The sequence below is a fragment of the Mycobacterium sp. genome, assembly GCF_052145595.1.
GTDB lineage: Bacteria > Actinomycetota > Actinomycetes > Mycobacteriales > Mycobacteriaceae > Mycobacterium.
On record NZ_JBKQOI010000321.1, the window covers coordinates 1 to 21500 of the forward strand.

19 protein-coding genes and 1 pseudogene are annotated in these 21500 nt (G+C 66.4%); 17 read left to right on the top strand and 3 right to left on the bottom strand.

The genetic code is table 11. From position 1 onward, the window contains the following. Together ACLP4W_RS27010 and manA are read left to right on the top strand one after the other, a co-directional pair. Nucleotides 1-936 (top strand): TobH protein (locus ACLP4W_RS27010; protein WP_442390445.1); only part of this gene is annotated, 936 nt, incomplete at its 5' end. Between the two features lie 8 nt (nucleotides 937-944). Beyond that, the gene (gene manA, locus ACLP4W_RS27015) at nucleotides 945-2171 is read left to right on the top strand and encodes a mannose-6-phosphate isomerase, class I (protein ID WP_442390446.1); all 1227 of its coding nucleotides are present in this window, start codon (nucleotides 945-947) and stop codon (nucleotides 2169-2171) included. On the opposite strand, the gene ACLP4W_RS27020 is transcribed toward manA, so the two are convergent. After that, nucleotides 2149-3549, bottom strand: coding sequence for an FAD-dependent oxidoreductase (locus tag ACLP4W_RS27020; RefSeq protein WP_442390462.1), 1401 nt, complete (start codon nucleotides 3547-3549; stop codon nucleotides 2149-2151). The two genes, manA and ACLP4W_RS27020, sit on opposite strands and share 23 nt — an antisense overlap. Nucleotides 3550-3649: 100 nt before the next feature. Between ACLP4W_RS27020 and ACLP4W_RS27025 the strand changes: the two genes are divergently transcribed. From ACLP4W_RS27025 to ACLP4W_RS27090, 14 genes and pseudogenes are all read left to right on the top strand, one after another. Next, the gene (locus ACLP4W_RS27025; RefSeq protein WP_442390447.1) at nucleotides 3650-5161 is read left to right on the top strand and encodes an APC family permease; all 1512 of its coding nucleotides are present in this window, start codon (nucleotides 3650-3652) and stop codon (nucleotides 5159-5161) included. Between the two features lie 105 nt (nucleotides 5162-5266). Then, nucleotides 5267-6526: an alkane 1-monooxygenase gene (locus ACLP4W_RS27030; protein WP_442390448.1), complete on the top strand. Its 1260-nt coding sequence runs from the start codon at nucleotides 5267-5269 to the stop codon at nucleotides 6524-6526. After that, on the top strand, nucleotides 6523-6699 hold the full coding sequence (locus ACLP4W_RS27035; RefSeq protein WP_442390449.1) for a rubredoxin: 177 nt from the start codon (nucleotides 6523-6525) through the stop codon (nucleotides 6697-6699). Before ACLP4W_RS27030 ends, ACLP4W_RS27035 begins: the two co-directional genes overlap by 4 nt. Nucleotides 6700-6709: 10 nt before the next feature. Then, a complete protein-coding gene (locus ACLP4W_RS27040; protein WP_442390450.1) occupies nucleotides 6710-6892 on the top strand; it encodes a rubredoxin in 183 nt (60 codons plus the stop codon). A 50-nt stretch (nucleotides 6893-6942) separates the two neighbouring features. Continuing rightward, nucleotides 6943-7539, top strand: a complete 597-nt coding sequence (gene alkX, locus ACLP4W_RS27045) for a TetR family transcriptional regulator AlkX (protein WP_442390463.1) — start codon at nucleotides 6943-6945, stop codon at nucleotides 7537-7539. Between the two features lie 105 nt (nucleotides 7540-7644). After that, complete coding sequence (ahcY, locus tag ACLP4W_RS27050; protein WP_442390451.1) at nucleotides 7645-9123, top strand: adenosylhomocysteinase; 1479 nt, start codon at nucleotides 7645-7647, stop codon at nucleotides 9121-9123. Between the two features lie 91 nt (nucleotides 9124-9214). Continuing rightward, nucleotides 9215-9922 carry a dTMP kinase gene (locus tag ACLP4W_RS27055; RefSeq protein ID WP_442390452.1) on the top strand — a complete coding sequence of 236 codons (708 nt, stop codon included), beginning with the start codon at nucleotides 9215-9217 and terminating at the stop codon, nucleotides 9920-9922. Between the two features lie 79 nt (nucleotides 9923-10001). Continuing rightward, nucleotides 10002-10688 carry a two-component system response regulator MtrA gene (gene mtrA, locus ACLP4W_RS27060; RefSeq protein ID WP_442390453.1) on the top strand — a complete coding sequence of 229 codons (687 nt, stop codon included), beginning with the start codon at nucleotides 10002-10004 and terminating at the stop codon, nucleotides 10686-10688. A gap of 49 nt (nucleotides 10689-10737) precedes the next feature. Beyond that, nucleotides 10738-12417 (top strand): MtrAB system histidine kinase MtrB, encoded by a 1680-nt coding sequence (gene mtrB / locus ACLP4W_RS27065; protein WP_442390454.1) that lies wholly within the window; start codon nucleotides 10738-10740, stop codon nucleotides 12415-12417. Beyond that, nucleotides 12417-14186: an MtrAB system accessory lipoprotein LpqB gene (lpqB, locus tag ACLP4W_RS27070; protein ID WP_442390455.1), complete on the top strand. Its 1770-nt coding sequence runs from the start codon at nucleotides 12417-12419 to the stop codon at nucleotides 14184-14186. The genes mtrB and lpqB overlap by 1 nt, the downstream gene beginning before the upstream one ends. Nucleotides 14187-14228: 42 nt before the next feature. Further along, nucleotides 14229-14888, top strand: coding sequence for a ComF family protein (locus ACLP4W_RS27075; protein ID WP_442390456.1), 660 nt, complete (start codon nucleotides 14229-14231; stop codon nucleotides 14886-14888). 328 nt (nucleotides 14889-15216) lie between these two features. Beyond that, nucleotides 15217-15945, top strand: a complete 729-nt coding sequence (hpf, locus tag ACLP4W_RS27080) for a ribosome hibernation-promoting factor, HPF/YfiA family (protein WP_442390457.1) — start codon at nucleotides 15217-15219, stop codon at nucleotides 15943-15945. A 108-nt stretch (nucleotides 15946-16053) separates the two neighbouring features. After that, nucleotides 16054-18897 carry a preprotein translocase subunit SecA gene (gene secA, locus ACLP4W_RS27085; protein ID WP_442390458.1) on the top strand — a complete coding sequence of 948 codons (2844 nt, stop codon included), beginning with the start codon at nucleotides 16054-16056 and terminating at the stop codon, nucleotides 18895-18897. Nucleotides 18898-18902: 5 nt separating this feature from the next. Further along, nucleotides 18903-19160: pseudogene (locus ACLP4W_RS27090) on the top strand (methyltransferase family protein); the annotation flags it as partial. Here ACLP4W_RS27090 and ACLP4W_RS27095 read toward each other — a convergent pair. Next, the gene (locus ACLP4W_RS27095) at nucleotides 19157-19621 is read right to left on the bottom strand and encodes an SRPBCC family protein (RefSeq protein ID WP_442390459.1); all 465 of its coding nucleotides are present in this window, start codon (nucleotides 19619-19621) and stop codon (nucleotides 19157-19159) included. The pseudogene ACLP4W_RS27090 and the gene ACLP4W_RS27095 overlap by 4 nt on opposite strands. Nucleotides 19622-19704: 83 nt before the next feature. After that, the gene (locus ACLP4W_RS27100; RefSeq protein WP_442390460.1) at nucleotides 19705-20301 is read right to left on the bottom strand and encodes an Rv3235 family protein; all 597 of its coding nucleotides are present in this window, start codon (nucleotides 20299-20301) and stop codon (nucleotides 19705-19707) included. Nucleotides 20302-20500: 199 nt separating this feature from the next. On the opposite strand from ACLP4W_RS27100, the gene ACLP4W_RS27105 reads away from it, so the two are divergent. Then, on the top strand, nucleotides 20501-21500 hold a 1000-nt coding region (locus ACLP4W_RS27105; RefSeq protein WP_442390461.1), incomplete at its 3' end, for a wax ester/triacylglycerol synthase family O-acyltransferase.

The following is a 21500-nucleotide window of genomic DNA, read 5'->3' on the forward strand; positions in this document are numbered from 1 at the left end:
GAGACCGCCGGCGCCATTCTGGCGGCGACGTTGGGTGGCGCGGCCTCCGAGCCGATCGCAGTCGCCGGCGAGGCGCCGCCGTGGGTCGGTCCGCTCGACGTGCTGATCGTCGCGGGCGACGACCCCGCCGATCCCGCGCTGGTCACCGCCGCCGCGACCGGGGTGCGGCGCGGTGCGCGCGTTCTCGTGGTGGCACCATACGAGGGTCCACTGCGGGACTCCACCGCTGGTCGCGCCTCGGAGCTCACGCCGCGACTGTGGGTTCCCGACGCGTTCGGATTGTGCCGGTATCTGGCCGCCGGCCTGGCCGCTTTGCAAACCGTGGACCCCAGGCCGAGCATCGATCTGGGGTTGCTCGCCGATGAGCTGGACGCCGAGGCGCTGCGTAACAGCGCCGGCCGCGAGCTGTTCACGAATCCGGCCAAAACGATTGCCGCGCGTATCGCCGATCGCCGGGTCGCGCTGGCCGGCGACTGTGCGGCGACCGTGGCGCTGGCCAGGCATGGCAGTTCGATCCTGCTGCGGCTCGCATACCAGGTGGCCGCCGCCACCGGCCTGACGGACGCGGTGGTGGCGCTGCGCACCGAGCTGTCCGATGGTTTCGGAGATGCACCTTCCTCGGTGGACGCTCTGTTTCACGACGAAGAAATCGACGGACCACTGCCCAAGCGGTTGCGGGTGCTCGCGCTCACGTTGGACGCCGAGCGGACTGTGGTGGCCGCTCGGGTGGCCGGGTTCGACGACGTCGACCTGGTCGTCGCCGAGGATGTGCCCGACGTGCCCGAGGTGGCCGGCGGCCCGGCCGGCCTTGACGGCGTAGTTGGGTCGGGCGGTTCGCGCGCGCGGACCGGTGCCGGGGCCGCGGAGCAGCAACTGGCAGTATTGGCCGTTCGGCTGGAGATGGCCGCGGTTTACATGCGACTGGTGCGGGGATAGATACAAAAGTGGAACTGCTTCGCGGGGCCTTACGGACGTACGCCTGGGGATCGCGCACCGCCCTCGCCGAATTCACCGGGCGTCCGGTTCCGGCGGCTCACCCTGAGGCCGAGCTTTGGTTCGGCGCAAACCCGGGTGACCCGGCCTGGCTGGAAACCGACAAAGGCGAAGTCTCGTTGCTCGACGCGGTCGTCGCCGATCCCGAGGGCCAGCTCGGCCCCGGGTCGCGCGCCCGGTTCGGTGACGTGCTGCCGTTCTTGTTCAAGGTGCTGGCGGCCGACGAGCCGCTGTCACTACAAGCCCACCCCAGCGCCGAGCAGGCGGTCGAGGGTTTCCTGCGTGAGGAGCGGCGGGGCATCCCGGTGTCCTCGCCGGTCCGCAACTACCGCGACACTTCTCACAAGCCCGAGTTGTTGGTGGCGCTGCACTCGTTCGAGGCGCTGGCCGGATTTCGCCAGGCGTCCCGTACCACCGACCTGCTGCGGGCGCTGGCCGTGTCCGACCTCGACCCCTTCATCGATTTGCTTAGCGATCAGTCCGACGCGGACGGTCTGCGTGCGCTGTTCACCACCTGGATCACCGCACCCCAGCCTGACCTCGACGTGCTGGTTCCCGCGGTGCTCGACGGTGCCATCCAGTACGTCAGCTCGGGAGCAACGGAATTCGCGGCCGAAGCCAAGACGGTGCTGGAACTCGGCGAACGCTATCCCGGCGATGCCGGGGTGCTCGCGGCGTTGTTGCTCAACCGCATCAACCTGGCCCCGGGCGAGGCGATCTTCGTGCCGGCCGGCAACTTGCACACCTATCTGCGCGGTTTCGCGGTGGAGGTGATGGCCAACTCCGACAACGTGTTACGCGGAGGCCTCACCCCCAAACACGTCGACGTGCCCGAGCTGCTGCGGGTGCTGGATTTCGCCCCCACCGCCGAGGCGCAGCTGCGGCCGCACGTCCGCCGGGAGGGGTTCGGGCTGGTTTATGAGACCCCGACCGACGAGTTCGCGGTCGCGCTGCTGGCGCTGGAAGATGAGTATCTGGGACACGAGGTCGACGCGTCGTGCAGCCACGAGGGCCCGCAGATTTTGTTGTGCACCGAGGGTTGTACGACGGTGCACGCCAAATCCGGGAAGCTGACGCTGGAACGCGGAATGGCCGCCTGGGTGGCGGCCGACGACGGGCCGATCCGGTTGCTCGCGCGGGATCCCGCCAAGCTGTTCAGGGCGACCGTCGGGTTGTGACGGCTCGCCGCGGGTCTCGTGCGGCCGCGCGGCGCTGCCGGCGCCCACCGAGCCACAGCCGCATGTTGTGCGCGATGGCGCGCCCGATTATCCGCGGGGGAGGGACCATATAGAGGCTGTCGAGCAGTGAGAACCGGCGCAAAAACCATTCGGCGAGAACGGGTTCGGTTTCGGCGGCTCCGAGGAACTGGTCGAACAGCGCACCCGACGGCCGCCACCACCAGGGGATGGGTCCGGCGTCGGCATGGTGGAAGGCGACGTCGCCGATGGCGTTCATCATCCATACCGGGTAGATGGTCCTGGCGGTCGCCCGATTCAGCTTTGCGGCCAGCTCGTCGTCCGGGGCCTGCAGGGCTCGCCGCAGGTTACCGGCCTGCAGTGACGTCATCGTCATGCCCTGGCCGAAGGTGGGGTTGAAGCTGGCCACGGCATCACCGAACGGGACGATCCCGGCCGGGAAGCGCTCCAGCTTGTCGTAGCGGCGCCATCTGCTGGCCGGGAATGCATGGAACGCCGGGTCACCGAGGGGTTCGGCCTGCGCCAGGGCGGTGGAGAAGTGGGCCGGCAGCAGCTCGTCGGCCAGTGCGAGCATCCCAGCGAACGTCGTGGGTGGCTTGGCGCGGGCCACCCCGAAGGTGGTCAGGACCCAGGTGCCGTCCTCGTAGCACAGCATGCCCAACCCCAGCGACCGGTCGTGGGAGGCGCCGGCGACGACCACCTTCTCCGCGATCATGCCTTCGGCTATACGGAATTGGTGGGTCGCGTAGTTGATGCCGATCTCCACGGTCTGTTCGGCCGGGCGCGCATATCCCCACTGCGTCAACCACACCGGCAGCCGGGTGCCCCGACCCGTTGCGTCGACGACGAGGTCGGCGCGCACGAACTCTGGGATCTCTGGGCCGCCGTTTTCGGGGTCGGCGGGATCCAGCAGCACACCGGTCACCCGCTGCCGCGCATCGTCGAACCGCGGCTCCGCGACGGAGCGCCGCACGATCTCGACGTTGTCGATGTCTTGGACCCGTCTTCGCAGCTGCCACTCCAGATGCGGCCGGCTGGGCACGTAAGCGGTGAATTCTTCGCGCAGGGTGTGACCCGTCCCGAGGACATGGCCCGCGGCGCCGAGGTAGATGCAGTCCGGCCGATTCTCCAGCATCGGCACGCCCGCCGCCACCATGTCCTTCAGCAGGCCCGGAAACAGGCCGTCGAACTCCATTGCGCCGCGGGCCATCAGCAGGTGTAAATGCCGGTCCTGCGGGACCGTCGCGCGGTTCGCCGGTGCGCTCGGCAACTCGTCGCGCTCGTAGAGCGTCACCCGGGAATAGCAATCCGACAGCACCCGCGCTGCGCACAATCCGGCGATGCTTCCCCCAACGATCACCGCGCGTTCTCTCGCGGGTTTTCCGGTCCGCGGCATGTCAGCAGACTACCCAGTACTGTGCGGTCCATTAGGTGACGAAACGGCGGGAAAGGGCGGCCGGATGGCCAATCGATGGCGCATGAAGTCGGTCGAACAATCGATCGCCGACACCGACGAGCCAGACACCCGGCTGCGCAAGGAGCTGACCTGGTTGGACCTGGTGGTGTTCGGCGTCGCGGTTGTGATCGGCGCCGGTATCTTCACCGTTACCGCGTCGACTACCGGCGACATCACCGGGCCGGCCATCTGGATTTCGTTTGTGATAGCGGCGGTCACCTGCGCGCTGGCCGCCTTGTGTTACGCGGAATTCGCCTCGACGCTTCCGGTGGCGGGCAGCGCGTACACCTTCTCCTACGCCACCTTCGGGGAATTCCTTGCCTGGATCATCGGCTGGAACCTGCTGCTGGAACTGGCGATCGGCGCGGCGGTCGTAGCCAAAGGCTGGTCGAGCTACCTGGGTAACGTGTTCGGATTCGCCGGTGGCACAACCAACTTCGGATCGGTCAACCTGGACTGGGGCGCGCTGCTGATTGTGGCGGGGGTGGCGACTTTGATCGCCCTGGGCACCAAGTTGTCGTCGAGGTTTTCCGCGGCGATCACCGCCATCAAGGTGTCGGTGGTGCTGTTGGTCGTCGTCGTCGGCGCCTTCTACATCAAGGGCTCGAACTATTCGCCGTTCATTCCCAAGCCCGAATCCGGGCACGAGGCCTCGGGCATCAATCAGTCGGTGCTGTCGCTGCTGACCGGGGCGCACAGCAGCCACTACGGGTGGTACGGCGTATTGGCGGGGGCATCGATCGTGTTCTTCGCGTTCATCGGGTTCGACATCGTCGCCACCATGGCCGAGGAGACCAAGCGGCCGCAGCGCGATGTCCCCAGGGGGATCCTGGCGTCGCTGGCGATCGTGACGGTGCTTTACATCGCGGTCTCGGTCGTGCTGTCCGGCATGGTTTCCTACACGCAGCTCAAGACCGTCCCGGGTCACAAGCCGGCGAACCTGGCCACGGCGTTCACGGCGAACGGGATCCAATGGGCCAGCAAGATCGTCGCCATCGGGGCGCTGGCCGGGTTGACCACTGTGGTGATGGTGCTGATGCTCGGCCAGTGCCGGGTCTTGTTCGCGATGGCGCGCGACGGGCTGTTGCCGCGGGCGTTGGCCAAGACAGGTTCGCGCGGCACCCCCATCCGGATCACCGTGCTGGTTGCGGTGGTGGTGGCGGCGACGGCGTTGGTGTTTCCGATAGCCAAGCTCGAGGAGATGGTCAACGTCGGAACGCTGTTCGCGTTCGTCATGGTGTCAGCCGGCGTCATGGTCCTGCGCCGGACCCGGCCAGACCTGGAGCGGGGATTCCGGGCCCCGTGGGTGCCGTTGCTTCCGATCACCTCGATATGCGCCTGTGTGTGGCTGATGATCAACCTCACCGCACTGACCTGGGTCCGGTTCGGCGTCTGGCTGTTGGCGGGAACCGCGATCTATGTCGGCTACGGGTACCGCCACTCGGTGCAAGGCGGTCGGGATGCCGGGCTGTCCCCGCAGGCTGCCCGGCTGAGAGCCGATCCGAGCCGGCGGTGACATAAAACTCTGGTTTACAAAATGCCATCATATGTCTAGACGCAAGACGTAGAGTGCCGTGTTGTCCAATCTCAGCGTGGTGTGACTCACAAGGAGGTTTGGCATATGACCACAGTGCGACCCCAGGCAAGCCCGGAGCCCGAAGTATCCGGGGCACCCCTCTGGCGGGATAAGAAGCGCCATCTGTGGCTGATGGGACTGATCGCGCCGACGGCGTTGTTCGTGATGCTTCCGATCGTCTGGGGGCTCAACCGACTCGGCTGGCACGCCGCCGCGCAGGTGCCCCTGTGGATCGGGCCGATCCTGGTCTACATCCTGTTGCCGATCCTCGACTTGCGCTTCGGCCCCGACGGTCAGAACCCGCCCGACGAGGTGATGGAACAGCTGGAGAACGACAAGTACTACCGCTACTGCACCTACGTCTACATCCCGTTCCGGTACCTCAGCGTGGTCTTGGCCGCGTATCTGTTCACCGCCTCGAACCTCGGTTGGCTCGGCTTTGACGGCGCCTTGAGTTGGGCAGGAAAGCTGGGCGTGGCGCTGTCGGCCGGCGTCCTCGGTGGCATCGGCATCAACACCGCGCACGAAATGGGGCACAAGAAGGATGCGCTGGAGCGGTGGCTGTCCAAAATCACCCTGGCGCAGACCTGCTACGGGCATTTCTATATCGAGCACAACCGCGGTCACCACGTACGCGTTTCCACCCCGGAGGACCCGGCCTCGGCCCGATTCGGGGAGACGTTCTGGGAGTTCTTGCCGCGCAGCGTTTTCGGCAGCCTGCGCTCGGCGGTCCGGCTGGAGGCGCAGCGGCTGCGCCGGCAGGGAGTCAGCCCGTGGAATCCCAAGACGTATCTGACCAACGACGTGCTCAACGCGTGGCTGATGTCGGTGGTGTTGTGGGGTGTGCTGATCGCGGTCTTCGGCCCGGCGCTGGTCCCGTTCGTGGTCATCCAGGCCGTCTTCGGCTTCAGCCTGCTCGAGGCGGTCAACTACCTGGAGCACTACGGCCTGCTGCGGCAAAAGAACTCGGGTGGCCGCTACGAGCGCTGCGCGCCCGTGCACAGCTGGAACTCCGACCACATCGTCACCAACCTGTTCCTGTACCACCTGCAGCGGCACAGCGATCACCACGCAAACCCGACGCGCCGTTACCAGACGCTGCGCAGCATGGCGGGAGCGCCCAACCTGCCCAGCGGGTACGCGTCGATGATCTCGCTGACGTACTTCCCGCCACTGTGGCGCAAGGTGATGGACCACCGGGTGCTGGAGCACTACGACGGCGACATCACCAGGGCTAACATCCAGCCGCGGCTGCGGGAGAAGATGCTGGTCCGTTACGGGGCCCCCCAAGGGGCCCCAGCGTGACGGCCTCCTACCGGTGCCCGGTCTGCGACTACGTCTACGACGAGGCCAAAGGCGATGCCAGGGAAGGCTTTCCGGCCGGCACGCCGTGGGAACAGATCCCCGACGACTGGTGCTGCCCGGATTGTTCGGTGCGCGAGAAACCAGATTTCACACAGCTTTCGATCAATGCCTAGGGGCAAACAAATGAGTGACTACAAACTGTTTCAGTGCGCTCAGTGCGGCTTCGAGTACGACGAGGCGCTGGGCTGGCCGGAAGACGGCATCGCGCCCGGCACCCGCTGGGACGACATTCCCGATGACTGGAGCTGCCCGGACTGCGGCGCGGCCAAGTCGGACTTCGTGATGGTGGAGGTAGCACGTCCCTGAGCGGCCCAAAAGACGATCCAAAAGACGATAGTGTCGCGCTTGTGAAGCGGATGCCGTACGCGGAGGCGTCGCGCGTCCTGCTGCGTGACTCGGTGTTGGACGCGATGCGGGACTTGCTTTTGACCCGGGACTGGTCGGCGATCACGCTGTCGGAGGTGGCACGCGCCGCGGGCATCAGCCGGCAGACCATTTACAACGAGTTCGGCTCACGGCAGGGTCTGGCGCAGGGTTATGCGCTGCGCCTGGCCGATCGCTTGGTCGATACCGTCCATGCTGCGATCGAGGCCAACGTCGGCAACGTCTACGAAGCGTTTCTGCAGGGTTTTCGTGCCTTCTTCGCGGAGTCGGCGGCAGATCCGTTGGTGATCTCGTTGCTGACCGGTGTCGCCAAGCCCGATCTGCTGCAGATCATCACCACCGACAGCGCGCCCATGATCACCCGGGCGTCGGCGCGGTTGACCTCCGCATTCACCCACAGCTGGGTGGCCGCCAGTGATGAGGACGCGGGCGTGCTGGCGCGCGCCATCGGGAGGCTCTGCTTGAGCTATGTGTCCATGCCGCCGGAGGCCGACCACGACGTCGCGGCGGACCTGGCCCGGCTGATGACGCCGTTCGCGGAGCGTCACGGGGTCGTCAACGTTCCCTGAGCGTTCCCTGGTCTGAGGGGCCGGCGGACCGGCGGCTAGAGTGGCGCAAGAACATACCTAAGCTAAGTACCGCTTGGATCCGGCGAGCCCTCAGAAGGAAGAAGAATGACGACGACCGAAAGTTCGCTGACCGCCGACGTTCGTAACGGCGTCGAGTTCAAGATCGCTGATCTGTCGTTGGCGGAATTCGGACGCAAAGAACTCGACTTGGCCGAATACGAGATGCCCGGCCTGATGTCGCTGCGCCGCGAGTACGCCGAGGTGCAACCGCTCAAGGGGGCCCGCATTTCGGGTTCGCTGCACATGACCGTGCAGACCGCGGTGCTGATCGAGACCCTTACCGCGCTGGGCGCCGAGGTCCGGTGGGCGTCGTGCAACATCTTCTCCACCCAGGACCACGCGGCCGCGGCGGTGGTGGTCGGCAAGCACGGCACCCCAGAGGAGCCCAAGGGCGTACCGGTGTTCGCGTGGAAGGGCGAGACGCTCGAGGAGTATTGGTGGGCCGCCGAGCAGATGCTGACCTGGCCCGACCCCGACAAGCCGGCCAACATGATCCTCGACGACGGCGGTGACGCCACCATGATGGTGCTGCGCGGTGCGCAGTACGAAAGGGCCGGCGTGGTGCCGCCCGCGGAGGAAGACGACTCGGCGGAGTGGAAAGTCTTCTTGAACGTGCTGCGGAACCGCTTCGAGAGCGACAAGAACAAGTGGACCAAGATCGCCGAGTCGGTCAAGGGCGTCACCGAGGAAACCACCACCGGCGTGCTGCGGCTCTACCAATTCGCCGCGGCCGGGGATCTGGCCTTCCCCGCGATCAACGTCAACGACTCGGTGACCAAGTCCAAGTTCGACAACAAGTACGGCACCAGGCACTCCCTGATCGACGGCATCAACCGCGGCACCGACGCGTTGATCGGCGGCAAGAACGTCCTGATCTGTGGCTACGGCGACGTCGGCAAGGGCTGCGCCGAGGCGGCGAAGGGCCAGGGTGCGCGGGTCACCGTGACCGAGATCGACCCAATCAACGCGCTGCAGGCGCTGATGGAGGGCTTCGACGTCAAGACCGTGGACCAGGCTATCGCCGAGGCGGACATCGTCGTCACGGCGACCGGGAACAAGGACATCATCTCGCTGGACCACATGAAGCGGATGAAGGACCACGCCATCCTGGGCAACATCGGTCACTTCGACAACGAGATCCAGATGGCCGCGCTGGAGCGCTCCGGGGCGACGAGGCTGAACATCAAGCCGCAGGTCGACCTGTGGACCTTCGGTGACAGCGGCAAGTCGATCATCGTGCTGTCCGAGGGCCGGCTGCTGAACCTGGGCAACGCCACCGGTCACCCGTCGTTCGTGATGAGCAACAGCTTCGCCAACCAGACGATCGCCCAGATCGAGCTGTGGACCAAGAACGACGAGTACGACAACGAGGTGTACCGGCTGCCCAAACACCTCGACGAGAAGGTGGCCCGCATCCACGTGGAGGCGCTCGGCGGTGAGCTGACCAAGCTGACCAAGGAGCAGGCCGATTACCTCGGCGTCGACGTCGAAGGCCCCTACAAGCCGGACCATTACCGCTACTGAACGAGATCCTGTCCCGAACGTGAAGCCAGTTTCACGTTCGGTTGCGAGCGTGAAACCAGCTTCACGGTCGTGGGCTCGATAGGCTCGCGCCGTGCTGATCGCGATCGAAGGGGTGGACGGCGCCGGCAAGCGGACGTTGTCAGAGGGGCTACGCAACGCCTTCGAAGCCGCCGGAATGTCGGTGGCCACGCTGGCCTTCCCGCGCTACGGGCACTCAGTGACCGCCGACATCGCGGCCGAGGCGCTGCACGGCGAACACGGCGACCTCGCGTCGTCGGTGTATGCGATGGCGATGCTCTTCGCACTGGACCGCGCCGCGGCGGTCGGGGAAATCGAGCGGTTGGGCCGCGACCACGACGTGGTTATTCTCGATCGCTACGTCGCCTCCAACGCGGCCTACAGTGCCGCACGCCTGCGTGAGGACCCGGCGGGAGCGGCGGTGGCTTGGGTACACGGACTCGAATACGAACGGCTGCGGTTGCCCGCGCCCGACTGGCAGGTGCTGCTCGCGGTGTCCGCCGAGCTCGCCGGGGAGCGGGCCCGGCACCGTGCCCAATCCGAGCCGGGCCGGGCGCGCGACAGCTACGAACGCGACGACGAACTTCAGCGGCGCACCGGTGCGGTGTACGCCGGGCTGGCCGCCGCGGGCTGGGGCGGGCGATGGCTGGTGATCGACGCGGACGCCGATCCGGGCCGGCTGGCCGCCACGCTGATGGAAGCCAAAGACGCCGATGGGAGCCGAAGACGCCCCCAGGCCGTCCGGAAACGCCCGCCGGGGCCGGTGAGCGACGGAATTTGACGGTTTTTGATCCATATTTGCCTGCCAGGACAAGAAACGCCCGTGTGGTGCCCGAGTTTTATCCCGATCTGGTGACACCATGGACTCCATGAGGCAAAGGATTTTGGTTGTCGACGACGATGCTTCGCTCGCCGAGATGCTCACCATCGTGCTGCGTGGGGAGGGCTTCGACACCGCTGTCATCGGCGACGGTACTCAGGCCCTGACCGCCGTGCGCGAGCTGCGGCCCGACCTGGTGCTGCTGGACCTGATGCTGCCCGGCATGAACGGCATCGACGTGTGCCGGGTGTTGCGCGCCGATTCCGGCGTTCCGATTGTGATGCTGACCGCCAAGACCGACACCGTCGATGTGGTGCTGGGCCTCGAGTCGGGCGCCGACGACTACATCATGAAGCCGTTCAAGCCCAAGGAGCTCATCGCCCGGGTGCGGGCGCGGCTGCGGCGCAACGACGACGAGCCCGCCGAGATGCTGTCCATCGCCGATGTCGAGATCGACGTGCCGGCGCACAAGGTCACCCGCAATGGCGAGCAGATCTCCCTGACACCGCTGGAGTTCGACCTGCTGGTCGCGCTGGCACGCAAACCGCGCCAGGTGTTTACTCGTGATGTGCTGCTCGAACAGGTGTGGGGATATCGTCACCCGGCGGATACTCGCCTGGTGAACGTGCACGTCCAGCGTCTGCGGGCCAAGGTCGAGAAAGACCCTGAGAACCCGACCGTGGTATTGACCGTTCGAGGAGTGGGATACAAGGCCGGACCTCCGTGATCCGCGCCGGCGACGCCGCAGAGCGTCGCGATGAGGGGGAGCGGCGCTGGTGATGTGGGGCTCGCGGCGACGCACTCGGAGTCGCTGGGGGCGCTCTGGCCCCATGACCCGCGGTATGGGTGCCTTGAGCCGAGCTCTAGGCATTGCCTGGCGCCGATCGCTGCAGCTCCGCGTGGTGGCGCTGACCCTTGGGCTGTCATTGGCAGTGATCTTGGCGCTCGGCTTCGTGCTGACCAGCCAGGTCACTAACCGTGTGCTTGACGTCAAGGTCAAGGCCGCCATCGAGCAGATCGAGCGGGCGCGCACCACCGTCGGTGGGATCGTCAACGGCGAGGAAACACGCTCGCTGGACAGCAGCCTTCAGCTGGCCCGCAACACGTTGACTTCGAAGACCGACCCGGCCTCTGGCGCCGGCCTGGCCGGCGCGTTCGACGCGGTGCTGATGGTGCCGGGTGATGGCCCGCGCGCCGCGACCGCGGCCGGACCCGCCGATCAGGTGCCCAATGCCTTGCGCGGCTTCGTCAAGGCCGGACAGGCGGCCTACGAGTACGCCACCGTGCACACCGACGGCTTCTCCGGGCCGGCACTGATCGTCGGTACGCCGACGTCGTCGCAGGTAGCCAACCTCGAGCTGTACCTGATCTTCCCCCTGAAGAACGAGCAGGCCACGATCCAGCTGGTGCGCGGCACAATGATCACCGGCGGCGCGGTTCTGCTGGTCCTGCTCGCCGGGATCGCGTTGCTGGTATCTCGCCAGGTTGTGGTGCCGGTCCGGTCGGCATCACGGATCGCCGAGCGGTTCGCCGAGGGGCATCTGTCCGAACGGATGCCGGTGCGCGGCGAAGACGACATGGCCCGGCTGGCCGTGTCGTTCAATGACATGGCCGAGAGTTTGTCCCGGCAGATCACCCAGCTCGAGGAGTTCGGCAACCTGCAGCGCCGCTTCACGTCCGACGTCAGCCACGAATTGCGCACCCCGCTGACCACCGTGCGGATGGCCGCCGACTTGATCTACGACCACAGTGCCGACCTCGATCCCACGCTGCGGCGGTCCACCGAGCTGATGGTCAGCGAGCTCGACCGGTTCGAGACGCTGCTCAACGACCTGCTGGAGATATCCCGGCACGACGCCGGCGTGGCCGAGTTGTCCGTCGAGGCGGTGGACCTGCGCACCACCGTGCAGAGCGCGCTGGGCAGCGTGGGCCACCTGGCCGAAGAGGCCGGTATCGAACTGCAAGTGGACATGCCCACCGAAGAAGTGATCGCCGAGGTCGACGCGCGCCGGGTGGAACGGATCCTGCGCAATCTGATCGCCAATGCCATCGACCACGCCGAGCGCAAGCCGGTGGACATCCGGATGGCCGCAGACGAAGACACCGTCGCCGTCACCGTCCGCGACTACGGGGTTGGGCTGCGGCCCGGCGAGGAGAAGCTGGTGTTCAGCCGGTTCTGGCGGTCGGACCCGTCGCGGGTACGGCGGTCCGGGGGCACCGGGCTGGGTCTGGCGATCAGCATCGAGGACGCGCGATTGCATCAGGGCCGGCTGGAGGCGTGGGGCGAACCCGGCCAGGGAGCCTGCTTCAGGCTGACCCTTCCCCTGGTTCGCGGCCACAAGGTGACCACGAGCCCGCTGCCCATGAAGCCGATCCCGCAACCGAGTCCGCAGCCGGCCGCTGCGGAACGCAAAGAGCACCAGCGCCAGCGCGAGCACGCCGAGGGGAGCGTGTGATGCGGCGGCGCCCGGCGCTATTTGGGCTACTGATGCTGGCGGCCTTGCTTGCCGGCTGCGCGGGGGTGCCCAGCTCGTCGGCTCCGCAAGCCATCGGCACCGTCGAGCGACCCGCGCCGTCGAATTTGCCCAAGCCGACCCCGGGTATGGATCCCGACGTGCTGCTGCGCGAATTCCTCAAGGCCACAGCCGATCCGGCGAACCGGCATCTGGCGGCGCGGCAGTTCCTCACCCAGTCGGCATCCAACTCCTGGGACGACGCCGGTAGCGCACTTTTGATCGACCACGTGGTGTTCGTCGAAACCCGTGCGGCCGAACGTGTTTCGGCGACCATGCGGGCAGACATCCTGGGCTCGCTATCCGATGTCGGCGTGTTTGAAACGGCCGAGGGCGTGCTGCCCGACCCGGGTCCGATCGAGCTGGCAAAGACTTCCGGCGGTTGGCGAATCGACCGCCTGCCCAACGGGGTCTTCCTGGACTGGCAGCAGTTCCAGGAAACCTACAAACGCAACACGCTGTACTTTGCCGATCCGACCGGCAAGACGGTGGTTCCCGATCCGCGCTACGTCGCGGTCTCCGACCACGATCAGCTGGCCACCGAACTCGTCTCCAAGCTGCTGGCCGGGCCGCGGCCCGAGATGGCTCACACGGTCCGCAATCTGCTCGCTCCACCGCTGCGGCTGCGCGGGCCGGTGACCCGGGCCGACGGCGGCAAGAACGGGATCGGGCGCGGTTACGGCGGCGCCCGCGTCGATCTGGAGAAACTATCCACCACCGATCCGCACAGTAGGCAATTGCTTGCCGCGCAAATCATTTGGACGCTGGCCCGAGCGGACATACGAGGCCCTTATGTGATCAACGCCGACGGTGCACCACTGGACGACAGGTTCGCCGACGGGTGGACGACCTCCGACGTCGCCGCCACCGACCCCGGCGTGGCCGACGGCGCGGGTGCGGGATTGTATGCCCTGGTCAACGGGTCACTGGTGTCGCTGGATGGACAGCACACCACCACCGTGCCGGGGGCTTTCGGGCGGATGGGGGATCAGACCGGCGCCGCGCTGTCACGCAGCGGACGGCAGGTGGCGTCGGTGGTGACGTTGCGACGCGGCGCACCGGATATGGCGGCGTCCTTGTGGATCGGCGATCTTGGTGGCGAGGCGGTCCAGTCCGCCGACGGACACAGCCTGACGCGGCCGAGCTGGTCGCTGGACGACGCGGTGTGGGTGGTGGTCGACAACAACAACGTGTTGCGCGCGATTCAGGAACCGGCGTCCGGGCAACCCGCGCGGATCCCGGTGGATTCCGCCGCGGTGGCCACCGCCTTCCCGGGGCCGATCACCGACCTACAGCTGTCCCGGGACGGAACGCGTGCCGCGATGGTGATCGGTGGCCAGGTGATCCTCGCCGGTGTCGAGCAGACCCAGGCCGGGCAGTACGCCCTCACCTACCCGCGGCGGTTGGGTTTCGGTCTGGGCAATTCGGTGGTCTCGTTGTCCTGGCGAACCGGCGACGACATCGTGGTCACGCGCACCGATGTCAACCATCCGGTGTCGTACGTGAACCTGGACGGCGTGAACTCCGACGCGCCGTCCCGTGGTTTGCAGACGCCCGTGTCGACCGTCGCGGCCAACCCGTCGACGGTGTATGTCGCCGCTCCCGAAGGGGTGCTGCAGTATTCGGCATCGGCAACCCCCGAGGACCAACAAAGTTGGTCGGACGTATCCGGATTGGCGGCGGCCGGAGCGGCGCCGGTTTTGCCGGGGTGAGCGCCGGGGGCGCATGTCAGCCTAAGCCGCCACACTGGCACGGTGCTCGACCTCATCCTGCCGCTGGAATGCGGCGGCTGCGGGGCGCCGTCGACCCGCTGGTGTGACGCCTGCGCTGTAGAGCTGTCGGTTGCCGCCGATCAGCCGCATGTGGTCAACCCTCGCATCGACCCGGAGGTGCCGGTGTTCGCGCTGGGCCGCTACGCCGGCGCCCGGCGCAGGGCGATCCTCGCGATGAAGGAGCGCGGTCGCGGCGACCTTGCCGCACCGCTGGCGCGCGCCCTGGCCGTCGGGGTCCACCGACTGCTGACCTGGGGGATGGTGGAGACCCCGTTGACTATCGTGCCCGCGCCGACACGGCGTTCGGCGGCGCGCCGGCGTGGTGGTGACCCGGTCACCCGGTTGGCTCGGTTGGCGCGGTTGTCCCTGGCTGCCGGGCCAGGACGCCCGGACGTCACCGTCGTGCCGGCATTGCGAATGAAGGCGCTGGTCCGCGACTCGGTGGGCCTTGGCACATCGGCCCGCGAGCGTAACGTCGCCGGTCGGGTGCTGCTGCGTGGTGAGCGACTCACCCCACTGGGCACCGAAGTCGTGCTCGTCGACGACATCGTCACCACCGGGGCGACGGCGCGTGAGGCGGTGCGGATCTTGCTCGACGGCGGGATCCGGGTGGCCGCTGTGCTGGCGATCGCGGCCGCGTGAAGCTATGAAACCCGATGAGATCCCAATGAGGCCGCCATGAGGTTGTGAAGAACGTGCAACAGGTCAGCGAAATTGGTGGCGTCCCAAGGCGAACACGAGCTAACGTCGAGGACAACCTTCAGGAACATCCTGGGCTTCCCGGTCATCCCGTCGCGATTGCCCCAGGTTGAGACGCCACTTGCGGAAGGGGGTGAGCTTTCGGCACCTTGCGCCGGCGGGCAGCCTGCGGCGGTGATTTTTCCAAATCCGCTCCAACCCCGTCGTCGCGTCATTCATAGAGCCGACACGCAAGGCGCGTGCGACGTAGAGGAGAAACGAGTTGTCACGTATGTCAAGGCTTACCGTTGATTCCGGTCAGATTCTGGACCAACCGCCGGCAGAATCCAACGAGCCGGTCGAACCGACAACCAACGTCGAAGTCGTGTTCAAGGGCCGCAACGTCGAAATCCCCGATCATTACCGCGTCTACGTCTCGCAAAAACTCGCCCGCCTCGAACGGTTCGATCGCTCCATCTATCTTTTCGACGTCGAGCTCAAACACGCTCCCAACAGGCGTCAGCGCAAATCCTGTCAACGGGTGGAAATCACCGCCCGGGCCCGCGGGCCGGTGAGCCGGGCCGAGGCCTGCGCCGACAGCTTCTATGCCGCGTTCGAGTCCGCGGTCGACAAGCTGGAGAACAGGTTGCGCCGCGTCAAGGACCGCCGCAAAGTCCACTACGGAGACAAGACCCCGGTTTCACTGGCCGCGGCCACCGCGGCCGTCCCGTTACCGGAGAAGGCCTTCAACGCCGAACCGGCGGAGCCGCACACACATGACCCCAAACGAGAAGAAGCCAACGGGAATCTCGAAGGCCACCAGGGCCAGAACGACCATGAGCCGGGGCGGGTGGTGCGCACCAAGGAGCACCAGGCCACGCCGATGTCGGTCGACGACGCGCTGTACGAGATGGAGCGCGTCGGGCACGACTTCTTCTTGTTCTACGACAAGCAGACCGAACGGCCGTCCGTCGTGTACCGCCGCCACGCCTACGATTACGGCCTCATCAGCCTCTGTTGACGGGGCACTGATCTGGCTGAAGGCCGACGTTCGCCGGCTTTGCGAGCGTGTCACCTACGATGGATGGCGCCTCATCCCAAAGATTGACATCCAACAGGGGACATAGCTGTGCTGTCGAAGTTGCTGCGCCTCGGTGAAGGTCGCATGGTCAAGCGCCTCAAGGGGGTGGCCGACTATGTCAACACGTTGTCTGACGACGTCGAGAAACTCACCGATGCCGAGCTAAGGGCGAAAACCGACGAATTCAAGAAGCGCCTGGAAGACGGGGAAAGCCTCGACGACCTGCTGCCCGAGGCGTTCGCCGTGGCTCGCGAGGCCGCCTGGCGGGTGCTCGACCAGCGCCCGTTCGACGTGCAGGTGATGGGCGCGGCCGCGCTGCACCTGGGCAACGTCGCCGAGATGAAGACCGGTGAGGGCAAGACCCTGACCTGCGTGTTGCCCGCCTACCTCAACTCGCTGGCCGGCAAGGGCGTACACATCGTCACCGTCAACGACTACCTGGCCAAACGTGACAGCGAGTGGATGGGCCGGGTACACCGCTTCCTCGGTCTGGACGTCGGCGTCATCCTCGCGCAGATGACACCCGACCAGCGCCGCGTCGCCTACCACGCCGACATCACTTACGGCACCAACAACGAGTTCGGCTTCGACTACCTGCGCGACAACATGGCGCACTCGCTCGAAGAACTGGTGCAGCGTGGGCACAACTACGCCATCGTCGACGAGGTGGACTCCATCCTGATCGACGAGGCCCGCACCCCGCTGATCATCTCGGGTCCCGCCGACGGCGCCTCCAACTGGTACGGCGAGTTCGCCCGGTTGGCACCGCTGATGGAAAAGGACGTCCACTACGAGGTCGACCTGCGCAAACGCACCGTCGGCGTGCACGAAAAGGGCGTGGAGTTCGTCGAAGACCAACTCGGCATCGACAACCTCTACGAGGCCGCCAACTCCCCGCTGGTGAGCTACCTCAACAATGCGCTGAAGGCGAAAGAGCTGTTCAGCCGCGACAAGGACTACATCGTCCGCGAGGGCGAGGTGCTCATCGTCGACGAGTTCACCGGTCGGGTGCTGATCGGGCGCCGCTACAACGAAGGCATGCATCAGGCCATCGAGGCCAAGGAGCACGTCGAGATCAAGGCCGAGAACCAGACGCTGGCCACCATCACGCTGCAGAACTATTTCCGGCTCTACGACAAGCTGGCCGGCATGACCGGCACCGCCCAGACCGAGGCCGCCGAGCTACACGAGATCTACAAACTCGGCGTGGTCAGCATCCCGACCAACAAGCCGATGATCCGCACCGACCAGTCCGACTTGATCTACAAGACCGAGGAAGCCAAATACATCGCGGTGGTCGACGACGTCTCCGAGCGCTATGAGCAGGGCCAACCCGTCCTGATCGGCACCACCAGCGTGGAGCGTTCGGAGTACCTGTCGCGGCAGTTCACCAAGCGGCGCATCCCGCACAACGTGCTCAACGCCAAGTACCACGAGCAGGAGGCGGCAATCATCGCCGAGGCGGGCCGGCGCGGCGGGATCACCGTGGCGACCAACATGGCCGGCCGCGGTACCGACGTCGTGCTGGGCGGCAATATCGATTTCCTCACCGACCTGCGGCTGCGCGCCCGCGGCCTGGATCCGCTGGAGACGCCCGACGAGTACGAGCAGGCCTGGCATGAGGAGCTGCCGATCGTCAAAGCGGAGGCCAGCCAAGAGGCCACCGAAGTGATCGAGGCCGGCGGCCTGTACGTGTTGGGCACCGAACGGCACGAGTCGCGCCGTATCGACAACCAGCTGCGTGGCCGCTCCGGCCGTCAGGGTGACCCGGGCGAATCGCGGTTCTATTTGTCGCTGAGCGACGAGCTGATGCGCCGTTTCAACGGTGCCGCGCTGGAAGCGATGCTGAATCGGCTGAATCTGCCCGACGACGTGCCGATCGAAAACAAGATGGTGACCCGCGCAATCAAGAGCGCACAGACCCAGGTCGAGCAGCAGAACTTCGAGGTCAGAAAGAACGTCCTCAAGTACGACGAGGTGATGAACCAGCAGCGCAAGGTGATCTACGCCGAGCGTCGTCGCATTCTCGAGGGCGAAAACCTGCAGCAGCAGGCCAAAGACATGCTCGTCGACGTCATCACCGCCTACGTCGACGGCGCGACCACCGAAGGCTACGCGGAAGACTGGGATCTGGACGCGTTGTGGTCGGCGCTCAAGACGCTCTACCCGGTCGGCATCAAACACGAGACCTTGACCCGTCCAGACGTGGACTCCGAGCGCGACGAGCTAACCCGCGACGAGTTGCTCGACGAACTACTCGAAGACGCTGACCGTGCCTATGCCGCAAGGGAAGCCGAGCTGGAAGAAATCGCCGGCGAGGGCGCGATGCGCCAGCTGGAACGCAACGTGTTGCTCAACGTCATCGACCGCAAGTGGCGCGAGCACCTCTACGAGATGGACTACCTCAAGGAGGGCATCGGGCTGCGCGCGATGGCGCAGCGCGATCCGTTGGTGGAGTACCAGCGCGAGGGCTACGACATGTTCATGGCCATGCTCGATGGCATGAAAGAAGAGTCGGTCGGCTTCCTGTTCAACGTCGTGGTGGAGGCGGTGCCGGCTCCACAAGTCGCTCCGATGGAAGCACCGGAGGGTCTCGCGGAATTGGGAACGGCCGCTGACACCGGAGAGCAAGAAGGCGCGGACGGCCCTCCCGCCGCGGTGCACGAAGAGACTCCGAGTACTTTGCGCGCCAAGGGTATTGATAACGAAGAGCCCGCCCTCACGTACTCTGGCCCGTCCGAGGACGGTTCGGCGCAGGTGCAGCGCAACGGCGGCGGTGCGGAGAAGACCCCGGCCGGCGTACCCGGCGGCGCGAGCCGGCGCGAGCGGCGCGCAGCCGCGCGACAACAAGGTCGCGGCGCCAAGCCGCCGAAATCGGTGAAGCGGCGCTAGCCCTGGCGTCACGGCTGTACCGGATGGTGCGCCACCCGATCATGCTCGGTTTCATCATCGCCTTCTGGGCGGCGCCCACAATGACGGCCGGGCACCTGCTCGTCGCAGTGCCCACCACGGCCTACATCCTGATCGCCTTGCAGTTCGAAGAGCACGATCTCGTCGCGGCGCTGGGCGATCAATACCGGCACTACCGCAGCGGTGTGTCGATGCTGATGCCGCTGCCGCGCCGGCACACGACCGGAACGGCCGGTCAACACTAACTCTCGAGCAGCTTGGCGATCCGCTCCAGGGTTGCGCGCATGCCGTCTTCGGTCTGCTTCGGCACCGAACCCCGGGTGATCAGCGGCTTCTGCTTGTCTGCGGACACGTCCCAGGTTTCACGCACCAGCGTGCCGCCTTCGGTCGGGCTCAGATCGTAACGCCAGATCCGGCCGCCGAGCAGGCCGCCAAACGCCGTCGTCTTCCACGCGATGCGGCGGTCGGGTTGGTACTCGACGACGGTGTTGGTCGTGCGGTAGGGGATGAACAGCGTCTCCTTGCGGCCCCGCATCGCCATCCCGAATTCCGAGCCCATCGATAGGGGAATCGATTGCTGGGAAGCGTGATTCACTGACTCCGAACCGTCGATGCTCGCGTGTTTGCCGGCATCGGCCAGCAGCGCGAAGATCTTGTCGGGCGACGCGTTGATGACTCGTTCGACGCTTACCGTGTTTCCGTCCATCCGCCAACACTAACGCCGCCGGGCGGATATGAGATTGGCCTGTACCGCTTCCGGACGCCGTGCTGACGGGCGACCAGCCGTGGTCAACCGATGTGCAGAGCGACCACCAGCCACCGGGTACGGGCGCCGTCGCGCACCTGTTCCACGCGGCAGGCGATGGCGTGGAATCGGTCCCCGCGGCTGTAGCAGCCGTAAACCTCGGCGGCGGTCTCCGGGTCGCCGTGGCCGGCCGGTTGCAGCCGCATCCGGCGCAGCACCGCGGCTCCTTCCTGTCCGGGTGGGCGTCCGGATGCAGGTCCGGCTGCCGAGCGGCCAATTGAGAGCACGGAGTCCACCAGGCTGGATGCCAGCATGGGTCGCAGCTGTGCGGCGGGACGGCGTCGGTCGATGACTTCCAGTACTCGGCGCAGCGCGGCGTCGGCGAAGATCGCCGCCTGGCGCATCGGCGCGGACGTGACGCTGGTGACCTCGGCTGCCGGCGTTTGCGGTGGTCTGCTGCGTTGCGCGAGGTGAGGCCGGTGCGGCCCACGCGCACTGCGGCGGCGCAATGTCGCGTGGGAGGATGGCCCGCACTGGGGGACGTTTCGCGGCACGTCCTGTGTCGGCGGCTCATAGTCGACGACGGGCGTTACTGCGAAAGCGCCGCGGCCGAATGGACTCACGACAGGAATGACGGTCAACGCGCACCCTCCAACTCATCGCTCAACGGGGAGCCTGCTGGAGAGTGGCAGACAGTGGTTAGTCAGTGGTCATCATGGCACAACTCGAGCCCACGCGTACCCGCGCCGAGCCGTGCTGTGGCCGGACGATTACCGTGGGCGACAACAGCGGTCCCCAAAACGAAATGAGGACGGATTGACCAGGAGGACAGGGCCGTAAATGGTGACCCGGTTGTCCCCGGCGGACGCGTCCTTCTATCGGCTGGAAAACACAGCCACCCCGATGTACGTCGGATCGCTGTCCATACTGCGCCGTCCGCGTGCCGGATTGAGCTACGAGACGCTACTGGCCACCGTCGAACAGCGGCTGCCACAGATACCGCGCTACCGGCAGAAGGTCCGCGAAGTGCGTATCGGGTCGGCCAGGCCCGTGTGGATCGACGACAGCGAGTTCGACATCACTTACCACGTAAGGCGGTCGGCGCTTCCGTCGCCGGGCAGTGACGAGCAGCTACACGAGCTGATCGCGCGCCTGGCGGCGCGGCCGCTGGACAAGTCGCGGCCGTTATGGGAGATGTACCTGGTCGAAGGCCTGGCCAAGAATCGTGTCGCCCTGTACACCAAGTCGCACCAGGCATTGATCAACGGCATGACCGCGCTGGAAATCAACCACGTCATCGCTGATCGGACCAGACGCCCACCACCGTTTCCCGAAGACATCTGGGTACCAGAACGCGACCCCGGCAACACCCGCTTGGTAATGGGCGCGATCGGCGACTGGGTGGTGGGGCCGGGCACGCAGCTGCAGGCCGTCGGATCCGCGGTGGCCGGTTGGGTGACAAACTATGGCGAACTGCTCGATGCGGGCCGCCGCGTCGTCGATATCGCGCGCGCGGTGGCACGTGGCACGGCGCCCAGTAGCCCGCTGAACGCGACCGTTTCGCGGCATCGGCGGTTCACGGTCGCTCGTGGCAGCCTCGAGGACTACCGCACCGTACGCGCGCGCTACGACTGCGACATCAACGACGTGGTGCTGGCCGTGGTGGCCGGCGCACTGGGCAACTGGCTGATGTCACGCGGGGAAGCGGCGTCACCGACGGCGACGGTGCGGGCGATGGCGCCGCTCTCGGTCTATGCCGACGGCCAACACGACTCAACCGGCCCCGGCCAGACGATGAGTCAGGTCACGCCGTTCCTGGTCGATCTGCCCGTAGGCGAGG